16 protein-coding genes are annotated in these 18,020 nt (G+C 49.0%); 9 read left to right on the top strand and 7 right to left on the bottom strand.

Translation table 11 applies throughout. The annotated features are described in order from the left end of the window. Window positions 1-6: 6 nt before the first annotated feature. Window positions 7-1,836, bottom strand: coding sequence for a cache domain-containing sensor histidine kinase (locus AC1VOR_RS15495; protein ID WP_482618992.1), 1,830 nt, complete (start codon window positions 1,834-1,836; stop codon window positions 7-9). A 128-nt stretch (window positions 1,837-1,964) separates the two neighbouring features. On the opposite strand from AC1VOR_RS15495, the gene AC1VOR_RS15490 reads away from it, so the two are divergent. The 4 genes from AC1VOR_RS15490 (at window position 1,965) to AC1VOR_RS15475 (ending at window position 7,116) form a co-directional block, all read left to right on the top strand. Next, entirely contained in the window at window positions 1,965-2,846 is an 882-nt protein-coding gene (locus AC1VOR_RS15490) for a carbohydrate ABC transporter permease (protein WP_482618990.1), read from the top strand. Next, complete coding sequence (locus AC1VOR_RS15485) at window positions 2,846-3,673, top strand: carbohydrate ABC transporter permease (protein ID WP_482619200.1); 828 nt, start codon at window positions 2,846-2,848, stop codon at window positions 3,671-3,673. Before AC1VOR_RS15490 ends, AC1VOR_RS15485 begins: the two co-directional genes overlap by 1 nt. 52 nt (window positions 3,674-3,725) lie before the next feature. Next, a complete protein-coding gene (locus AC1VOR_RS15480; RefSeq protein WP_482619198.1) occupies window positions 3,726-5,027 on the top strand; it encodes an ABC transporter substrate-binding protein in 1,302 nt (433 codons plus the stop codon). Between the two features lie 82 nt (window positions 5,028-5,109). Next, window positions 5,110-7,116, top strand: coding sequence for a beta-galactosidase (locus tag AC1VOR_RS15475; RefSeq protein ID WP_482618989.1), 2,007 nt, complete (start codon window positions 5,110-5,112; stop codon window positions 7,114-7,116). 52 nt (window positions 7,117-7,168) lie between these two features. Here the strand turns inward: AC1VOR_RS15475 and AC1VOR_RS15470 are convergent, their stop codons facing one another. Next, complete coding sequence (locus AC1VOR_RS15470; RefSeq protein WP_482618988.1) at window positions 7,169-7,687, bottom strand: methyltransferase family protein; 519 nt, start codon at window positions 7,685-7,687, stop codon at window positions 7,169-7,171. A 308-nt stretch (window positions 7,688-7,995) separates the two neighbouring features. Between AC1VOR_RS15470 and AC1VOR_RS15465 the strand changes: the two genes are divergently transcribed. Beyond that, entirely contained in the window at window positions 7,996-8,874 is an 879-nt protein-coding gene (locus tag AC1VOR_RS15465) for a DUF6612 family protein (RefSeq protein WP_482618986.1), read from the top strand. Between the two features lie 129 nt (window positions 8,875-9,003). Here the strand turns inward: AC1VOR_RS15465 and AC1VOR_RS15460 are convergent, their stop codons facing one another. Further along, complete coding sequence (locus tag AC1VOR_RS15460) at window positions 9,004-9,735, bottom strand: HAD family hydrolase (RefSeq protein ID WP_482618984.1); 732 nt, start codon at window positions 9,733-9,735, stop codon at window positions 9,004-9,006. 385 nt (window positions 9,736-10,120) lie between these two features. On the opposite strand from AC1VOR_RS15460, the gene AC1VOR_RS15455 reads away from it, so the two are divergent. Continuing rightward, a complete protein-coding gene (locus AC1VOR_RS15455) occupies window positions 10,121-10,282 on the top strand; it encodes a hypothetical protein (protein ID WP_482618982.1) in 162 nt (53 codons plus the stop codon). A 78-nt stretch (window positions 10,283-10,360) separates the two neighbouring features. Here AC1VOR_RS15455 and AC1VOR_RS15450 read toward each other — a convergent pair whose 3' ends face one another. The 3 genes from AC1VOR_RS15450 to AC1VOR_RS15440 form a co-directional block, all read right to left on the bottom strand. Continuing rightward, window positions 10,361-11,284 carry an AEC family transporter gene (locus AC1VOR_RS15450; RefSeq protein WP_482618980.1) on the bottom strand — a complete coding sequence of 308 codons (924 nt, stop codon included), beginning with the start codon at window positions 11,282-11,284 and terminating at the stop codon, window positions 10,361-10,363. Window positions 11,285-11,328: 44 nt separating this feature from the next. Continuing rightward, a complete protein-coding gene (locus tag AC1VOR_RS15445) occupies window positions 11,329-11,790 on the bottom strand; it encodes a threonine/serine exporter family protein (protein WP_482618978.1) in 462 nt (153 codons plus the stop codon). 66 nt (window positions 11,791-11,856) lie between these two features. Continuing rightward, on the bottom strand, window positions 11,857-12,615 hold the full coding sequence (locus tag AC1VOR_RS15440; protein ID WP_482618976.1) for a threonine/serine exporter family protein: 759 nt from the start codon (window positions 12,613-12,615) through the stop codon (window positions 11,857-11,859). A 132-nt stretch (window positions 12,616-12,747) separates the two neighbouring features. Here AC1VOR_RS15440 and AC1VOR_RS15435 point away from each other — a divergent pair, with 132 nt between their 5' ends. Next, window positions 12,748-13,818 carry a GGDEF domain-containing protein gene (locus tag AC1VOR_RS15435; protein WP_482618974.1) on the top strand — a complete coding sequence of 357 codons (1,071 nt, stop codon included), beginning with the start codon at window positions 12,748-12,750 and terminating at the stop codon, window positions 13,816-13,818. 143 nt (window positions 13,819-13,961) lie between these two features. Next, a complete protein-coding gene (locus tag AC1VOR_RS15430; RefSeq protein WP_482618972.1) occupies window positions 13,962-15,947 on the top strand; it encodes a methyl-accepting chemotaxis protein in 1,986 nt (661 codons plus the stop codon). Window positions 15,948-15,953: 6 nt separating this feature from the next. On the opposite strand, the gene AC1VOR_RS15425 is transcribed toward AC1VOR_RS15430, so the two are convergent. After that, window positions 15,954-16,148, bottom strand: coding sequence for a hypothetical protein (locus tag AC1VOR_RS15425; RefSeq protein ID WP_482618970.1), 195 nt, complete (start codon window positions 16,146-16,148; stop codon window positions 15,954-15,956). 745 nt (window positions 16,149-16,893) lie between these two features. Between AC1VOR_RS15425 and AC1VOR_RS15420 the strand changes: the two genes are divergently transcribed. Further along, window positions 16,894-17,898 carry a LacI family DNA-binding transcriptional regulator gene (locus tag AC1VOR_RS15420; protein ID WP_482618968.1) on the top strand — a complete coding sequence of 335 codons (1,005 nt, stop codon included), beginning with the start codon at window positions 16,894-16,896 and terminating at the stop codon, window positions 17,896-17,898. Window positions 17,899-18,020: the final 122 nt, after the last annotated feature.

Genomic DNA, 18,020 nt, shown 5'->3' with positions numbered 1-18,020 from the left:
GCTCGTTCACTCTCCATCTCTATCGTACGGTGCGGCTTCTACCGCAGGTATTTTCAGTATGATTTGCACGCCGCCTTCCACGGGCTGAAGGATCGTTAAGGAAGCCTCTTCTCCATAGACCAGACGCAGGCGGGTAAGCACATTGACCAAACCGATGGAAGATGGCGGCTCGGTCCTCAAGGTCTGTGAATTGGCAGTAGCCTCCTCATCGGGATGCTCGGCTGGCTCGGCCAGGTTGTACTGTAGCAGCACAAGCTTCTCGGTCGGAATGGGGGCTCCGTTGTTATAGGCAATAATTGTAACGTAGCCTTCCTCTTCCATGAATGCTTGCAAGCCAACAAGGCCGTCCTCCTGGGAACGATCGATGCCATGCTTGAAGTAGTTCTCCATAATCGGCTGGAGAATCAGCTTGGGCATACGGAGGGGCAGCAGCTCTTGGGGAATATCCGCCGTGAAGGAGAAACGTCCCTCGAAGCGTTCTTTCTGCAACTCCATGTACGCTTTGACATGCTCAAGCTCGTCCTTCAGGGTTACGAATCGATCCCCATTATGCATGCTGTAGTGCATCATTTTCGCGAGTGCCGAGATCAAGGTGTAGATTTGCGGGACCTTGAGCTCCAGAGCAAGCGTACCGATAATCTGCAAAGTATTGTTGAGAAAATGCGGATTAATCTGTGCCTGCAAGGCCCGGAGTTGATTGTTCTTGCTGGACAATTCCAGCTTGTACTCCTTCAGGATAAAATTATTGATCGTGTCCAGCATCGTCCGGAAGCGCTTGGTGAGCAGACCGATCTCATCCTTGCCGGCAGGCAATATATCCACATTAAGGTTACCTGTCTGTTGTACCTCGTTCATATGGCTGGATAGCCGTTTGATCGGGGCGGTAATTCTTAGAGAAATGATAATCGTGGCCAGAATGATGAAAATGAGTGACACGGCTAGCAGTAACAGGTTAATACCCGCCGTCTTATTGGCGGTCTGGGTCAGGTAGGCCACCGGAACTTGCTTCACCAAGGTCCAGTTAGCTCCCACACCTGAAATCTGGTGATAGACGAATACACTGCCCTCCGTTTCAAAGTTCCCGCTTGGTGTATTGACCCCGGCAATTTGCTGAGTGTACCATTTCTCTTCGAGTTTGTTGCCGATCTTGCTCTGCTCGTCGCTATAGATGATATATCCATGATCATCGAGAATATAAATTTTCTCGCGGCTTTGCTCATAAAGCTGATCGACAATGTCGCTCAGAGCAGATAATTTAACATCGATCGATAAGTAGCCAATAATGCTGCTGGAAGGGACCTTCTCAATCTTGCGATGCACGGTGAATACCGGCTCGGACGGGTATCGCCAGGATAAGGATACTAATCCATAGGTATGGCTCATATGGCTGGGCTGGACCCATACGCTCTTTTTCCCCTCGCCAATCACATCGGCATAGGCTTCCACGTTGAAGTTACGTTGAGGGGTATTTTGCGATACAATCGTAGCTTTCCGGCTACTATTCTCGTAAAGGTAAATTTGAAAGATGTCTGGTACGGAAGTAGAGATATTAGATAGAACGGCATACACACGTGAATTGCTTTGGACATCTTCGTAGCCCCCTTGCACCAGATTCGAAATATTATAAATGTTTGATGAGGTACGGTTGATATCATCAAGCAAGTTGGTTAAATTACGCCCTCCCTGATACAGAAGATTGACATCTTCTGCCGCTACGCGGGCTTTCAAGGAATGGGCTGTGTAGTAATAGGTGACGACCATCGTTGCAACAATAGGGATGGTTGTGGCGAGAAGCATGAAGACAATCAGTTTGGTCCGGATGCTGTTCCATTTCATAAGTATTCCAATTCTCCCGATCAATAAATTCCACCTGAGTGTTCACATTTGTAGGTGTGTTTAGTTGCTGCCCCAAGTCATAATAACAATACAACAGTTATTCGCTAGAAAGAAAGGGGGGCTGCGCCATGAATAACAAAAGAGCGTCTGAACTGGGACTTCAGTTATTTTTTGTAGGACCCGTGCTCTTGTTCTTTATCATCATCATGGTAGTTCCATTCTTACTTGGTATGTATTATGCAATGACCGACTGGAATGGCGTGGCGAGCACAGTAAATTGGGTAGGGTGGGACAATTTCAAAATTATATTTACAAACGATCCTGATTTCTGGTCTTCCTTCTGGTTTACGACCAAATTTACCGTAGTGGGCATTGTGCTTACGAATGTGGTTGGCTTCTTCCTTGCTTATTTTTTGACCAAAGGGTTGAAGCTGCGGAACATTATGCGTACGATATTCTTTATGCCTAATGTGATCGGGGGCCTGCTGCTAGGATTCATTTGGCAGTTTATATTCATCAAGGGTTTTAATACGGTTTATGAATTGACGGGGTGGTCCTTCTTTGGTCTTCCTTGGCTGGGGGATGCGACAACCGGGTTTTGGGGAATTATGATTGTGTTTGTGTGGCATACCGCCGGATATTTGATGGTCATTTACATTTCCTCCTTAACCAATGTGCCTTCCGAGGTCATGGAGGCCGCTGAAATCGACGGCGCAAGTCGTTGGCAAATGCTGCGCAGCATCATTATACCGTTGATTATGCCTGCGGTTACGATCTGCTTGTTCCTGGCGATCTCATGGGCGTTCAAGATGTTTGACCTTAACCTTTCGTTAACGAAGGGCGGACCATTTAAATCTACGGAATCCGTGGCTATGAACATCTATAATGAAGCGTTCCAAAATAACCGTTATGGGTTGGGAACGGCCAAGGCGATTCTGTTCTTCGTTATTGTGGCAGTCATTACCATGTTCCAGGTTCGTCTGACTAAGAGCAAGGAGGTCGAAGCGTGATGAAGAAATATACCGGCAGACTCTTAACGACAGAGATTATTATGGGCATCGTTGCTTTGGTCTTCCTTTCTCCTTTCTATTTCTTATTTGTCAATTCGGTCAAGCCCTTCGGGGAGATCATGTCCGATTCAGCGAGCTGGCCCAAGGTAATTCAGTGGGAGAACTATGCGAAAGCGTGGGAGCTCACCCGATTTCCCCAAGCCTTTACTAACTCTCTGATTATTACAGTGATCAGTGTAAGCGTGTTAGCATTAATCAGCGCTATGGGCGCTTACCGCATGGTGCGTTCCAACACCTTGTTTAACCGTATTTTGTTCATGCTGTTCATCGCCTCGATGGTGATTCCCTTCCAGACGATCATGATGCCGTTATTACGAGTAGTGAATGAACTGGGAGTCAATAACTCACACTTTGGACTCATTATGACTTACCTTGGTTTGGGTGCACCGATGGCCGTCTTCCTCTTCCATGGATTCGTTAAATCCATTCCACGGGAGATTGAGGAAGCGGCTACCGTTGACGGTTGTACGGGAATCAGTGTATTCTTCCGCATTGTGCTTCCCATGTTGAAGCCGATGCTGATGACCACTATTGTGTTGAACTGCTTGTGGGTTTGGAATGACTATCTGTTGCCTTCGTTAATTTTGCAACGTCCGGAAATGCGGACGATACCGCTTGCTACCTTTTCATTCTTCGGGCAATACAGCAAGCAATGGGATATTGCGCTCCCGGCCTTGGTATTAGGTATCACGCCAGTTGTTATCTTCTTCTTGTTCTTACAGCGTTACATTGTTGAGGGAATCGCAGCGGGATCGGTCAAGGGTTGATCCCGGCCCGCTGTTCCAATATATTAAAAACAGATTTAGGGGGAATTAGATGATGAAGAAGCCTAAGAATCTTATGTTGGTATCTGTTTTATTAATAATGTCATTACTAGTTGCGGCTTGCGGCAACGGAAATTCTGCAAGCGGTACCAATACGGGTGGGGAAAGTCAAGGCAGTGGCAAGCAGGAACAGAAGACCGTCACGATCTTCCAATTCAAAACCGAAATTGTTGAAGGCCTTAACGAATTGAAGGTCGAGTTTGAGAAGGAATACCCTAACATCAAGCTGGATATCCAGACTGTAGGTGGGGGGGCCGATTATGATGCAGCCTTGAAAACAAAGTTTGCTTCCGGTGATGCACCTGATATTTTCTCCAATAACGGATATGCCAAATTAGATATGTGGGAAGAGAAGTTGGAGGATTTGTCTGACCAACCTTGGGTTGGCGACCTCGTACCGCTGGCGGCTGAAGCGATTACTAAGGGCGACAAGGTTTATGGCTTGCCGCTGGATCTTGAAGGATTTGGCTTTGTCTACAATAAAGATTTGTTTGCACAAGCAGGCATTACGGATCCACCACAAACCTATTCAGAACTGGAAGAGGCAGCAAAGAAACTGCAAGCCGCAGGGATTATGCCTTTCGCCAATGCTTATCAAGAGTGGTGGCTGGTAGGTAGCCAGGGAATCAGTGTCGCTTTTGCTAACCAAGATGATGTTGATGGCTTTATTAAAGGCTTGAATGAAGGTACCTCTTCGATCATTGGCAACCAGCATTTTGCCGATTGGGCCAAGCTGATGAAGTTAACTCTGGATTATGGCAACAAAAATCCACTTACCACCGACTACAATACGCAGGTGACTATGTTTGCTAACGGAGAAGTAGCCATGATGCAACAAGGGAACTGGGCACAAACGATGATTGATGGCATTACACCCGGCATGAATATTGGTGTACTCCCAATGGCTCTTAGCGATGATGCTGAGAAGACCAGCAGAGTGACCATCGGGGTTCCGGTGAACCTGGTCGTTAATAAAGACTCGGATGCCAAAGAAGAAGCAAAAACCTTCCTGAACTGGCTGGTTACTTCGGACGCCGGTAAGGAGTATATTGTGAAGAAGTTCAAATTTATACCGGCAATGACTACGATTGAAGCTACTCCTGAGGACATGGGGGCTATCGCTACAGACTTGGTGAATTATGTAGAGGCAGGCAAAATCTACGCTCACCAGGCCGGGAAATATCCGGATGGGGTTGCCCAGGAATTCGGCAGTGCCATTCAGCAGTACCTGGCAGGTAAAAGTGATGTAGAAAATTGGCAAAAAAATATGCAAGCGGCTTGGGACAAGTTAAAATAGGATAATAGTGATATGAGGCAAGCCACCTCTCTCTGAGAAGAAGGGAGAGGTGGTTCTTTCTATTATAAGGGGGATCGATATTATGCGGCCAACAACCCAATTAGATCAGGTTCAGATCGGAGTCGTCTATTACCCGGAGCATTGGGAACCACAGCTTTGGGAAGAGGATATTCGATTGATGGAGATTACGGGGGTGAAGGTGGTCCGTCTGGCGGAATTTGCCTGGAGTCGTCTGGAACCGTCGGAAGGGCAATTTGCGTTCGAGTGGCTGGACCAGGCTATAGACTTGTTTGCCGCGCATCAGATTCAGGTTGTCCTGGGTACACCAACCAATACACCACCACGCTGGCTGACGGAATTGGCCCCGGATATTCTCCCGGTGGATGCGAGCGGACATACCAACTATCCCGGAGTTCGAGGGCATCGGTGTTATAACAGCGAATCGTTGCGTGAATATGGCTCTCGCATCGTGGAGGCGATGGCCCGGCGATACGCGAATCATCCTGCGGTCATAGGCTGGCAGACGGACAATGAGTTCTGGGTGATTGATTGTCATTGCGATACGTGCAATCTTCGATTTCGTGAGTGGGTGGAACGCAAATATGGCACGCTGGAGAACGTCAACCAGGAATGGGGGACCGTAGTCTGGAGCGGGGAGTACAATGCCTGGAGTCAGGTAGGGGTTCCTTATGGAGGTTCCCGGCATCAAAACCCGTCGTATCTGCTGGACTTCACTCGGTTCCAATGGGATGCCATTACAGAATTCCAACGCGGGCAGATCGAGATTCTTCGTAAGTATTGCCCGGAGCATTTTGTCACGCATAACCTGCACTCTTATCCGCAGCGTTTGGATTTGTACCAGATCGGGGCGGATCTGGATGTGGTCTCCTTCGATTACTATCCGAACACGAATCCGGCCAAGCAGGCTACGGCCCCATATAGCGGGGCGTTGTCTTTGGACGTGACACGCGGGGTCAAACGCCGTAACTTCTGGATTATGGAGCAGCTTAGCGGACCTCCGGGTGCCTGGTTCCCGACATGGCGTGCCCCTTACCCTGGCTTGATTCGAGCCTATGCGTGGCAAGCCATCGCCAAGGGAGCGGATACCGTTGTTCACTTCCGCTGGCGCTCTGCTCTAGTGGGAGCGGAACAGTTCTGGCATGGAATTATCGATCATAGCAATGTGCTGGGACGTAGGTTTACGGAGTTCTCCGAGTTGTGCAGCGAGGTTAATGCTCTATCCGATGCCTTGGAGGGAACCGCACCGCAGCATGAGGTAGCTATTCTGTTGTCCCATGAGCAATTGGAGGCGTTACGTATTCAGCCGCAGGCAGAAGGGCTGGATTACTACGAGAATATCAAGGACTTTCACCGGGCCTTGACGAAGCTGGGCATTGGCTGTGATGCGCTGGAATGGACCGAGGATTTGCAGGGTTACAAGCTGGTGATTGCGCCCGGCTTGTATCTGTTGAATCCGGAGATCGCGGCCAAGCTGGAAGCCTTCGCAGAATCTGGAGGTACGTTAATCTTGACCTCGCGGACCGGTGCCAAGCATATGAATAATCAGCATGTGATGATGCCGCTGCCCGGGCTGCTGGCTGCCGCTGCGGGGGTAACTGTGGACGAGTATGATCCCATCGGGCAGGATGCTCATCAAATTGTCGATGCCGAAGGGCATACTTATCTGGGGACGCAGTGGTGCGATCTATTGAACCTGAAGGGTGCGGAGCCTATAGCGTTCTATGATGAGGATTATTATCGCGGGCTTCCTGCGGTAACGGTGAATCGCTATGGGCAAGGACAGGTGTACTATCTGGGCATTCACCCGGAGGAAGCTTATCTGAAGCGGCTATTAGGTCAGATTACCGAGATGCGCGGAATCGGCAGCCCGGCTACGGATTTGCCGGATGGAGTGCAAGTGGCAATGAGAAGCGGGCAAAGCGGAAGCTTCCTGTTCGTGCTTAATCTGTGTCGTGAGGCACGTGAGGTGATACTTAATGGGAACTACCATAGCGTGCTTCATGGACAGGATCGGGACAGAACCTTGCAGCTTGAGCCGTATGGCGTGGATATTTTGCAATTGCGGTGAAAAAAAGGGAGTGTTGGCATGATGCCGACGCTCCCCGTTTTTTTTTAAAACTCTAAATATAACGCCTTACTTTACTCATATAATGCTTGTATTGTTGTCCAAATTGTTGCAGGCACCATCGTTCTTCGGCCAAGATAATCCAATGTGCTGATATTTGAAAGACCATCACGATTACAAATAGCACAAAGGATCTTGTAAGTAATGCACAGCCCAAAAAATAAATAAAATAAGCGATATACATCGGGTTGCGGGAGAGCCGATACAATCCTCCCTGATTCATGCCATTTGCTGCTGGGCTGGCAAAATTGAATACAGAGGCAAGACACAGCAAGATACCTAATCCGTAGAACGCTAATCCAGTATACAACCAAGATTTATCCGTCGTAACCTTCAGAAAGAACGGATAGATCAATATGAGAAGATTCGAAATCTGGTAACACCAGTAGGCAGCCCTTTCTCCTCCCCTCAGGGGAGCGAAGAGTGCGGCACGTTTTAGCCCGTCCTTGTCTAACAGGCTCAAAAGTCCAAATCTGATCAGTATAAATGGAATGAATAGAAGAAATCCGTTCATAGCAATCTCCTTTTTGAATACGGACTTATACCTAACTTGCCAATAATATCAATAATCTTATCATGGTAAGTTGAAGGGAGCTATTGTAATATATGTCGTAATTGTTTTTTTAGAGTTAAATTTAGTTCAATTTGACCAAATAAACAGGACCTCAATAAGAAGGAAATTGGACTTTATCCCCTGTAATCAGGCAAGCCCGTTGTTTAATATGATCAATAATGAATATTTTTAATATTCAAAATAGACTTTTCAGCATGTAGATTGGATGTTAGGGAGTGCTGAATTCGTTCCTAAGGAGGACAACGAGAGTGAGAAGATGGACTGCAGGACTATTGGGGATCATACTGGCAATAGGGCTGACTGCTTGCGGGCAGGATAAGGAGCCGACAGCATCTGGTCAAGCGGAAGCGGTTCAGGGTGGAACGAACTCGGCTAACCAGCAGCAGGAAGAGCAAGCCGAAGTGAAGAAGGATGACATTACGCTGGAGGAATTGATCCAAAACACGCTGGGGGCCACCGCGAATGTGAAGAGCTTTACCATGGAGGCAGAGGTCCAGCAAGATATGGTCCTGACGTATGGGACCGAGCAAACCAATGAGAAAGTCGACATTACCGTGAAGGTGGACTCTACCCGAGAACCACTGGGGGTCTATCAGGTCATTAACATGTCCAGCAGCACTGGGGAACGTGAGATTAAGCAATATATTACCGATGAAGGTATTTATTCAAGTATAGCTGGAGCATGGGTGAAGTATCCCGACGAGTTGAGGGATGAGTTGGTCGCCGGGGTGGAGGACACAGTGGCTCCTGAGAACCAGCTTGAGCAGTTCAAATCCATTACCGACAAAGTTAAGATTACTGATGAAGGAACAGAATATGTGCTTACGGCTGAAGTATTGGGTGAGGGCGTCAAGGAATTGGCTAAATCGTTGATGAGTCAGTCTGGTGGAGGAAATGACGAGCTTGGGGAATTAATGAATCAGATGGAAATTCAAGAGATCAGTATGAAATATGCTGTTAACAAAGATAACTTCTATCCCATTCGATCAGATGTGGTAATCAAAGCGAATATGGATATGGAGGGACGGAAGATAGCAATGGATATGGTGATGGTGAACAAGTTCTCCAACTATAATGAAGTTGCTGAAATCAAGATACCTCAAGAGGTTAAAGACAGCGCATCCTGAGATGAATTATAGACGTGGCTTGTGATGCCAGATGAATTAAGGAAATAAGGGTTAAAAAAAACCGCTGAACCGGGAGATGTAGCAACCGGTTCAGCGGTTTGTCGTTGGGCGGGAGAGGTCGGCTCTGCTCTAATCTCCCAACAGCAGCCGGGAGAGCTGGGTATAGCTTGCGGCAGGTTCGTGCGGACGATCCTCCGACTCAGGCTGAACTCCGCGATGGTTGAACCAGAGCATACGCCATCCCGCCTCGGCAGCACCTACTACATCGTTGCGCCAGGAATCACCGATATAACAGCATTGTCCGGCGGTTAGCTTGAGCTTGGCTGCGACATGCTCGAATAACCGGGGATCGGGTTTGGTGAAGCCCACGGCCCCGGAAATAAATATCAGGTCTGCCGGGATGAGGCGATCAATTCCAAGGATGCGGATTTTCTTCCATTGATGCTCGGCCGGGCCATTGGTAATCAGACCGACGGTCGCTCCCAGAGCTTGAAGCTTGCGGATCAGTTGCTCTGCTCCCTCAAATGGGCGAATGCGGAACTGGCAATCTATGTAGGCCGCCTGGATCTCAGAGGCTTGCTCCTTGGTTAAGGTCATATCAAATTCGGCCAAGGTCCGGACAAAGCGCTCTATCCGCATGTCCTCAATCACCTTGCTGTCCGTAGGTGTCCCTCCCGCTTCACTAGACAGCAAGTCGCTGTAATAGCGCATTCGCTGATAAGCTTCCTCGAACGGGAAGTCCTGGCCGTGAAGTAATACCTTATCCATAGCTGTGCGAAAAGGCTCCAGATGGTCGTACAACGTATCATCTACATCAAAAAAAATCCCATGATTGCTTAAGCTTGTCTTATGGTCTGGCACATTCCTGCTCCTTCCCTGTATCTCAAAGCACAGTATACCCCAAGATGGTTGTGTTGGGGTAGCGACCAGGTGAGAGCTGCTGGGGTTTAAGTGGTTATTACATCATATTTTAGGGAATATAAGGAAATTAACTTTATCGCAGTAAAGGTATGCTGAGGATGAGGCAGTATTCTAGAGGATATGTATGTAAGGCAGGTGATCAATTTATGTGCTGCCGAAAATTTGGACCATCTCGGGATAGAGCGTTTTTTTCTGGTTTTTCCATATATCCCGCGGACTTTTATACTTAAGGTACGTGTTTCTGAAAGTCGGGTGTACACCAGCAGGATGACTTTCTGGAACTTCCTCTTATACAGAAGAGAGAACTCAAAGGGAGTGGAAGCTATTGAGTCAAGGTGAAGCGTTAGAACGCCGTAGTGAATTGTTGAAGAGACGGATTGGCCAAATGATCACCAAGGAAAATCAGCACGGATTGGGCCATCAGGATAGCCATTTGCTGCAACGATTTATTCGCGAACTGCATCAAATGGAGTATGAGCGTAAATAGCAAATAATGAACTTGAGGAAAGTGTTAACAATGAACCCCTCCGCCACCAGCGGAGGGGTTCATTGCAGATGACCTTGCTTAACCTACATATCGGGATAAAGAGATGAGTACGGTCACAGTAATCAGATTAAGAATGGTTGAGATCAGGACGGTTTGCGAAGCAAAGTCCGGTTCATTATCGTATTCTTCGGCCAGAATAGTGCTGTTGACCCCGCTCGGCATGCCTGAGGCGATAAGTAAAGCTTGTGCGGGAATTCCCTTCAAACCTAACAGGACAATGAGGAGATAACCTATTGCCGGTCCAATGAGCAGTCGCAAAGCTACGCTGATGTAGACGTCCAGTCGATCCAGCCTGAGCGGGTACTTGATGATTTGCGCTCCCAGGGTAAGCAGGGCTATGGCGACCATGGAATCGGCAATATAGGCTAGCGGCTTGGACATGAAGTAAGGCAAGGGCCAATCCAGAACATGCAGCAGCATGCCAAGTACTAGCGCATAGGGAACGGGCATCTTGAGGAAGCCAATCAGGGCAGCTCTCAGTGTGCCACCGGATTTGGCCCGCTGGACGCTCATCACACCATACGTAAATGTGACCAGGCTCTGGAAGGTCATGACGAGTGCCTGAACGGAGGCAGCGAGCGGGTCGCCCCTGAAAGCCAACTGGTTAATCGGCATGCCATAGTTGCCGGAGTTATCAAGAATCAGGCTGTTGGCGAATGCTGCCCGCATGCCTTTGCTGAATTTGAAGCGACGGCTAACGAGTTGGCTGATGCCCAGGAGCAACAGAACATACAGGATATAGAAGCCGGTAACGCTCCCCAGCAACTTCGGGGACATTTCCGATTCATACATACTCAGGAAGACTACGGCCGGGGTCACGTAATAAAAATTAATTTTGGCGAGGGTATACAGATCCATCCTGAATGCCCGTTGCATAAGGGAACCGAGGCCAATCAGGACAAAGATAGGCAAAACAACTTCCAAGATGATATCGCCGATCATTTCTTGCTGTTCACTTCTTTCTATTTGTATAAGTTCCCCACAGGTTAACGATCCTGGCGATTTACTTGAATACGTAGAGGTCTGCGCCGAATCAGGAGTTGTCCCAGCACTTCGGATAGAACCAGTCCGATGGCAATTGAACCGGAGAGGAGGAAGGCTTGGGCGGCCAACTGAACGGCCAGATTATATTCATTCTCTACAAATCTTCGCATGGCATCGTAGGCAAGTCCACCGGGAACCAGCGGGATAATACCAGCTACGCTGAAAATGATCACGGGTTCCTTGTACCATCTGGCAAAGAACTGTCCGGCTACACCGACCAGGAAGGTGGCTGCTACGGTCGAGAAAACGGCTTCCATGCCTATGCTGAGCAGCAACAGATATATCATCCAGCCGATTACGCCGGATACCCCGCATTGCAGCAGCGTGCGCTTAGGGGCATTGAATAGGATCGCGAAGGCGGCTGAGGCTATGAAGCTGGCAATGAGATGGATGATCCAATACATAAGGTAAGTTCTACTCCTTCCGGCAACCTTAATTCCAAAGACGATCCGTGGACGGGGCCAGGCTTGTCAAAGCAAAGTGAATACGACGGCCACACCGGCGCCGATCGCAAAGGCGGTAAGGAAGGCTTCGGCTCCCCTGGACAAGCCGGACACCAGATGCCCGGCCATCAAATCTCGAACGGCATTGGTAATGAGTAAGCCGGGCACGAGCGGCATGACGGAGCCAATGATCACTTTGTCGAGCATGCGACCAATATGAAGCTCCACCAGTAATACGGCAAGTAGCCCTATGAGCAGGGATGCTATGAACTCGGCAAAAAACTTAACCTTCACAAGACGATGCAACAGCAAAAAAGCAGCAAAGCCCAGACCGCCGCAGAGGATGCCGGGCAGGAAATCGGCCAATGAGCCGCGGAACATCAAGGTAAAGCAGCCGCTGGATATAGCGGCTGCTGCAATTTGCATAGACATGGGGTAAGTGGGCTTAACCCGTTCAATCTCTAGGAGTTCAGCATAGGCATCTGCGGTGGTCATCTCCCCGTTGCCAAGCTTGCGGGAGACGTTGTTCACAGCGGATACCTTCTGCAAGTCGGTGGTACGGGCTACAATACGAATCAGCTTGGCCGAGTCCGCTTCGCCTGACTGAAATAAAATTCCGGTTGGCGTTACGAAGCTATCGGCTCCGTGAAGCCCGAGCGCATCGGCCATACGTGTCATTGTATCCTCCACACGGTAAGTCTCCGCTCCGCTTTGAAGCATAATTTTCCCAGCCAGCAGGCATACTTGTACAGGCTCTTGCACCTGAAGCGCAGCCTCTTCGTTCATTCCCGTTCACCCTTTCATCTATGCGCATTATAACATGGAAGGCGGCTTTATAGTATGATCGTAATTTATAATTAACGATGCAATATGGAATGCTAACAACACTGTCAAATGGACATCAGAGAGGTACTTTAGATGCTACAGGCCTTGTTCAACAATTTCACGTTGATGACGACATTTATCTTCCTCGGACATATTGTAAGAAGCAAGGTGTTGAGCCAGAGGGAGAACACAATCTATACCCGTTCGCTGCTTGGTGGCGTACTCGGGTTACTTGGCGTGTTGCTTATGTACTATACTTTTCCTCTATCCTCGCATGCAGTCGCAGATTTCCGGCAACTGCCCATTCTGATCTCTATCTCTTTGGGAGGAGGGATGTCCGGAGTCATAACTACGGTTATTATCGGCCTCTACCGACTGATTTATCTGCAAGGGATGGCAGGCTCATCTCTGATTGGTGCACTCCACGCGCCTATAACGCTATTGTGCGGACTAATTATTTTACGGCGGAAGATCATCACGTTCAAGCGTTGGCTGGTGGCCTTGGTATGGTCTGCGGTGAACACGGGTATTTTGCTAAGTATTCTGCTTGAGCCCGGTTCCTGGAAGGATATCGCTGTGTACATGCTACTGTTCCTCATTGCTGGGCTCTTCATCTATCTTATGATAAGCCACTTGCGCAAAGCGGAGGATTCGGTCCAGATGATGGAGGAAGCCGCCAACCGCGACTTCTTAACGAGCTTGTTCAATTCGAGGGCATTTGAAGTCATCATCGAACAGAAGATAGCAGCGGCTAAGCGTGATCATATTCCCTTCACCTTACTCATTGTGGATATTGATTATTTCAAGCAAGTTAATGACACGTACGGTCATCCTGCAGGAGATGCCGTGCTACGGCAATTCGCTGACGTTCTGCGGGAGGCGTTCCGTCCGGGGGACCAAATCTCCCGTAAGGGGGGAGAAGAATTCTTCATTCTGGTGGATCGTTGCAGTGCGGTGCAGATCACGGCGATTGCCGAGCGTCTACGCAGCACGGTAGAGCAGCATCCCTTCATTCTGGAGGATGGAGAAGAACTGCGGCTGACGATTTCAGCAGGCAGTGCCACTTACCCCGACATCGTGGGCGAGGAGTTGGTGGCAAAGGCGGATCAGGCGTTATATCAAGCGAAGGAAGCAGGACGTAACAGGGTATACCGGGCCGAATAAGGCCCTTTTTTTACATTTTGCCTTAGATTGTTCATTTTTTAGGAAAACAACGTCATATTTCGACATTGATCTACAAAAACAAATTGATTTATGTTGGTTGTAAATGCATATGTATCGTGCAAGTCATCTAAGGGGGATTTACCATGAATAGAAAAATGTCATTATCCATACGACGAAAGCTCATACTTACCTTTGCAATTGTTCTGCTCTTGCCCAGCCTTATTATCGGAGGGGTAACCTATTGGACGGCAAGTCATCGTATTGAGGCTGCCCTAATGCATAGCGCCGAGGAAAGTGTTAGCACAGTTGACTCGATCCTTACCCAAAATATAGGTGCCAGAGTGGCGGATCTGGACTATTATGCCAATGCCTTGAACACAAAAGGGATAGACAAGGAAGTTGCAGAAGGCGGGGGTCCGGTCGGGGAGCGCTTCAAGGAATACTTGGCTATACATAAGGATGTGCTTAATCTATACGTCGGCACGGAGAGCGGGGCTACTTTGCTTGGGATTGATCAGGAACTACCCGCAGACTTTGATCCTAGAACCCGGGGGTGGTATGCTCTGGCCACGAATAGTTCGGCGGCTGTGATATCACCGGTATATATGTCTGTGGATGGTAGTCCGGTCGTCTCAATCTCGAAGCTGATGGAGGATGGGCAAGGGGTCATTGCGCTGGATCTTGACCTAACGGGATTATCTGAGACGATCAGCATGAAGGTCGGGGAGGAAGGGTACATCCTTCTTCTTGATGATGCGAAGCAGGTACTCGTGCATCCAGAGGGTAGCGTCGGCCAGGTATCTCAGGAGGGCTTTGTTGCTTCTATGTTTGCGGAGAACCAAGGGATTACAGACTATATGGTGGATGAGCAAAAATATAAGATGGCTTTTTATAAAAATGAACTGACTGGTTGGAGAATCGGGGGAACGATGAACGAAGGGGAAGTTACTAAAGAAACATCTGCTATCCGGGATACCGCTGCGCTCGTCCTGCTGCTCTCGTTGCTTGGTGGGGCCGTACTCACCTTCTTCAACATCCGTTCTATCGTGTCACCGTTGCATCGTTTGAAGAAGGCCACCGCGGTGCTGGGCCAAGGAGATTTAACAGAAGAGCTGAACGGCTTCAAGCAAGATGAGATCGGCGAGTTAGCCGCGAACTTCCAAGTGATGGTGGACAGTCTTCGTCAGATGATTACGGGAGTCCGGGAGATGACGGACAATGTATCCGCCTCGTCGGAGCAATTGTCTGCGGGAACGGAGCAAACGACCAAGGCTATCGAGCATGTTACCGTAGCGATTCAGGATGTTGCAGCCGGTAGCGAGCAGCAGCTTCAAAGTGTGAAAAGTGGGGCAGGCAGCGTAGATACGATGTCTCAGCAGTTGGATTATATTTCCGGCAACGTCAATTTGATTACCCGGGTAATGTCCGGTACGGCAACCTCGGCAAAGCAAGGAATACAGCTTGTGGAGACGACAGAGCAGCGTATACGCAGCATTGATGTAACGGTAGACGAGTTAGCTGAAGTGGTGAATTCATTAAATATAAGGGCCGCCGAAATTGGCGACATCGCTGTATTGATGGCGGGGATTGCCCAGCAGACCAACCTGCTGGCACTGAATGCGTCTATTGAGGCCGCACGAGCCGGTGAGCAGGGCCGTGGGTTTGCGGTTGTTGCAGGAGAGGTGCGTAAGCTGGCGGAAGGATCGGCCCACTCCGCGGATCAAATTCGGGAGCTGATTGTGCAAATTGGCGATGAAATGAAGCGGACGGTAGCCACGATGGCGGATGTTAAGGGCAAGGTAACGGAGGGAATCGAGGCCGTTAGTCTGTCTGGCGAATCATTTGGCACGATTAGCAAGTCGGTGGTCGAAGCTGCCGATGTGATGCAGCATGCGGCTGATGCGATGCAGCAGGTTGCCGGAGAAGCGGGAACCACGCGGGAGGCGATGGAGCAAATTCGCCATCTGTCGGAAGAAGCGGCAGGAAATACACAAACCATCTCCGCCGCCGCCCAGCAACAACTGGCTTCGCTGGAAGAGATGGCTTCATCCTCGGCTGACCTTAGCTTGATGGCTGAACAGTTGCAGGAATTGGTCAGCAGGTTCAAGATTTACAAGGGTGATCGATAATTCAGATTAATCCTTACGCTGCTGTTTGTTTGGAGATTCCTCAGCTTCGCTCGGCAGAGATTCGCTGATTCCTTGGACTACTTGGGTATCATGGGGGAGGAGATCGTCGTTCGGGATATCGTTCTCGGGACGATACTCCTTCAACAGCTTATAACGCTCGTATTCAAAATCTGCGGCGGTTTTATCCTTGTATTGGCTCAAGGTAATTTGCTCCTTTTTTCATCGAATTTAAATGGATCGTTCTCAACAGTCTGAGTGTTCCCTGTCTTTGGGGCTTTCACTCGTAAGTGCTTTCCGTTTCTTGAAAGCTGATGTTTATGTAGGAGGGGCTTCGCTCGTTGGACGTTGATGTCACACAAGTAGGTGTTTGTTCTTCGGGTCGCTTTAGTGGATGTTTGTTCTATGGTTGTTGAAGCAAAATTATTAGGTGCTTTGTTTGTTAACTAGGTGCTGAATCACAATTAGTCGGTTAGTTGGTGCTTTGTTCGCTCTCCGGGTGCTCGTGGCACATTAGTGGGAAATCCTCCTGTTAATTTGGAAAAATACGCTGATTTTTCCTATTTAACTGGAAAATCTCCCTATAAATCTGTGTTATGGGCCCATATTGGGCAAATTTAATGAAATTATATGGAGGAATTCCAGCTAATAGTTGATTACATAGCGAAAAGGAAATTTTAGTTGGAGGATTTCCTGTTAAATGACTTGACGGGCAGTTTTAAACCCTATTCAATCTCACTCAACCTCATCAAGCGTTCAACCTCATTCAACCTCATATTCATAAGCAGTTCTCTCGGTAGTGTGAGTACCAGTGTTTGAGTCCAACTGGTTGACTTCTGGCAAGCTCGCGGCTACAATTGCCAATGATTGCAAGAGAGGTTGGGCTTAGAGCTTGGTGAACATGGTGTCCAAGGTGTCCAAGTTGAACAAGCCCCGGGAGGTAAGAGTATTGATTACCATATATGATATTGCACAGGCAACGGGATTTTCAGCGGCTACGGTGTCCAAGGTGTTCAATGGCTACTCCGATGTCAGTGAGAAGACGCGTCGCAAAATTTTGGATACAGCCACCGAGCTTGGATACATCCCGAATGGACATGCCCGCTCATTAACCACCAAGCGCTCATGGACCATCGGCGTGTTATATATCGAACCTTCTGGCGCGGGGATTCTGCATCCCTTCTTCGGGGGGGTTATTGAAGGCTTCAAGCAAGTAGCCACCGCCAAAGGGTATGATCTCATGTTCTTGTCTAAAGATATTGGAGGCAGGGAGCACGGTTATCTGGAGCATTGCAAGATACGCGGGATTGATGGAGTTGTAGTGATCCTGCCGGATGCGACGGATCCTTACTATGAAGAGCTGTTGAATGCCAGTCTGCCATGCGTGCTGCTCGATCAGCAATCCACGGTTAAGAGTACAGTGTATTCCGACAATGTGGAGGGCAGCCGGCAGGCTGTGAAGTACCTGTATGGCTTGGGCCACCGGCATATTGCTCACCTGGGCGGGGGGCCAACTTTTGCCGGAGGGCAGCGGCTAACCGGATACATGGAAGCGATGCAGGAGCTCGGCTTGGCTATGCGACCAGAGCATATTGTACAAGCCAGCTATGATTACACGGTGGAGAGTGGGGAAGCGGCGATGGAAGAGCTGCTACGAGTGGAGAATCGGCCTACCGCTGTAGTTGCGGCGGGCGATAATTTGGCCGTAGGGGCCATGAACGCCATTAAGCGCCACGGGCTTAGTGTGCCTGAAGACATCTCGTTGGTCGGCTTCGATGACATTCAAATGTCCCGATATTTGACGCCGGCGCTAACCACGATCAGGCAAAATACATATGCACTTGGCAGCAAGGCCGCCGACATGTTAATCTATTCCATAGAAGGCGGGGAAAATGTCCAAAGTGACATCATCCCGGTGGAGCTGGTGGTGCGCGAGTCATGCTGTGCCAGATAGCCAGCTTGACCGCTTTTTTTTCAACATTTTCGAAACCGGTTTCGATAGGCTTGGTAACTGGATTCTTGGGGTATGTTGTTGGTATTGGGGTGCATACTTCGAGCGAAGTGGTAAGCGATTTC

Source organism: Paenibacillus sp. 1SOY10 (assembly GCF_056836745.1).
The sequence above is the reverse complement of the archived record's forward strand: the minus strand, read 5'-3'. Positions and strand labels throughout refer to the sequence as shown.

Coding starts and splice junctions, on each gene's coding strand:
- AC1VOR_RS15450 (WP_482618980.1), bottom strand. CDS start 11,284: ATGATCGGCGATATCATCTTGGAAGTTGTTTTGCCTATCTTTGTCCTG.
- AC1VOR_RS15435 (WP_482618974.1), top strand. CDS start 12,748: ATGCTACAGGCCTTGTTCAACAATTTCACGTTGATGACGACATTTATC.
- AC1VOR_RS15495 (WP_482618992.1), bottom strand. CDS start 1,836: ATGAAATGGAACAGCATCCGGACCAAACTGATTGTCTTCATGCTTCTC.
- AC1VOR_RS15440 (WP_482618976.1), bottom strand. CDS start 12,615: ATGAACGAAGAGGCTGCGCTTCAGGTGCAAGAGCCTGTACAAGTATGC.
- AC1VOR_RS15485 (WP_482619200.1), top strand. CDS start 2,846: ATGAAGAAATATACCGGCAGACTCTTAACGACAGAGATTATTATGGGC.
- AC1VOR_RS15475 (WP_482618989.1), top strand. CDS start 5,110: ATGCGGCCAACAACCCAATTAGATCAGGTTCAGATCGGAGTCGTCTAT.
- AC1VOR_RS15490 (WP_482618990.1), top strand. CDS start 1,965: ATGAATAACAAAAGAGCGTCTGAACTGGGACTTCAGTTATTTTTTGTA.
- AC1VOR_RS15480 (WP_482619198.1), top strand. CDS start 3,726: ATGAAGAAGCCTAAGAATCTTATGTTGGTATCTGTTTTATTAATAATG.
- AC1VOR_RS15445 (WP_482618978.1), bottom strand. CDS start 11,790: ATGTATTGGATCATCCATCTCATTGCCAGCTTCATAGCCTCAGCCGCC.
- AC1VOR_RS15470 (WP_482618988.1), bottom strand. CDS start 7,687: ATGAACGGATTTCTTCTATTCATTCCATTTATACTGATCAGATTTGGA.
- AC1VOR_RS15430 (WP_482618972.1), top strand. CDS start 13,962: ATGAATAGAAAAATGTCATTATCCATACGACGAAAGCTCATACTTACC.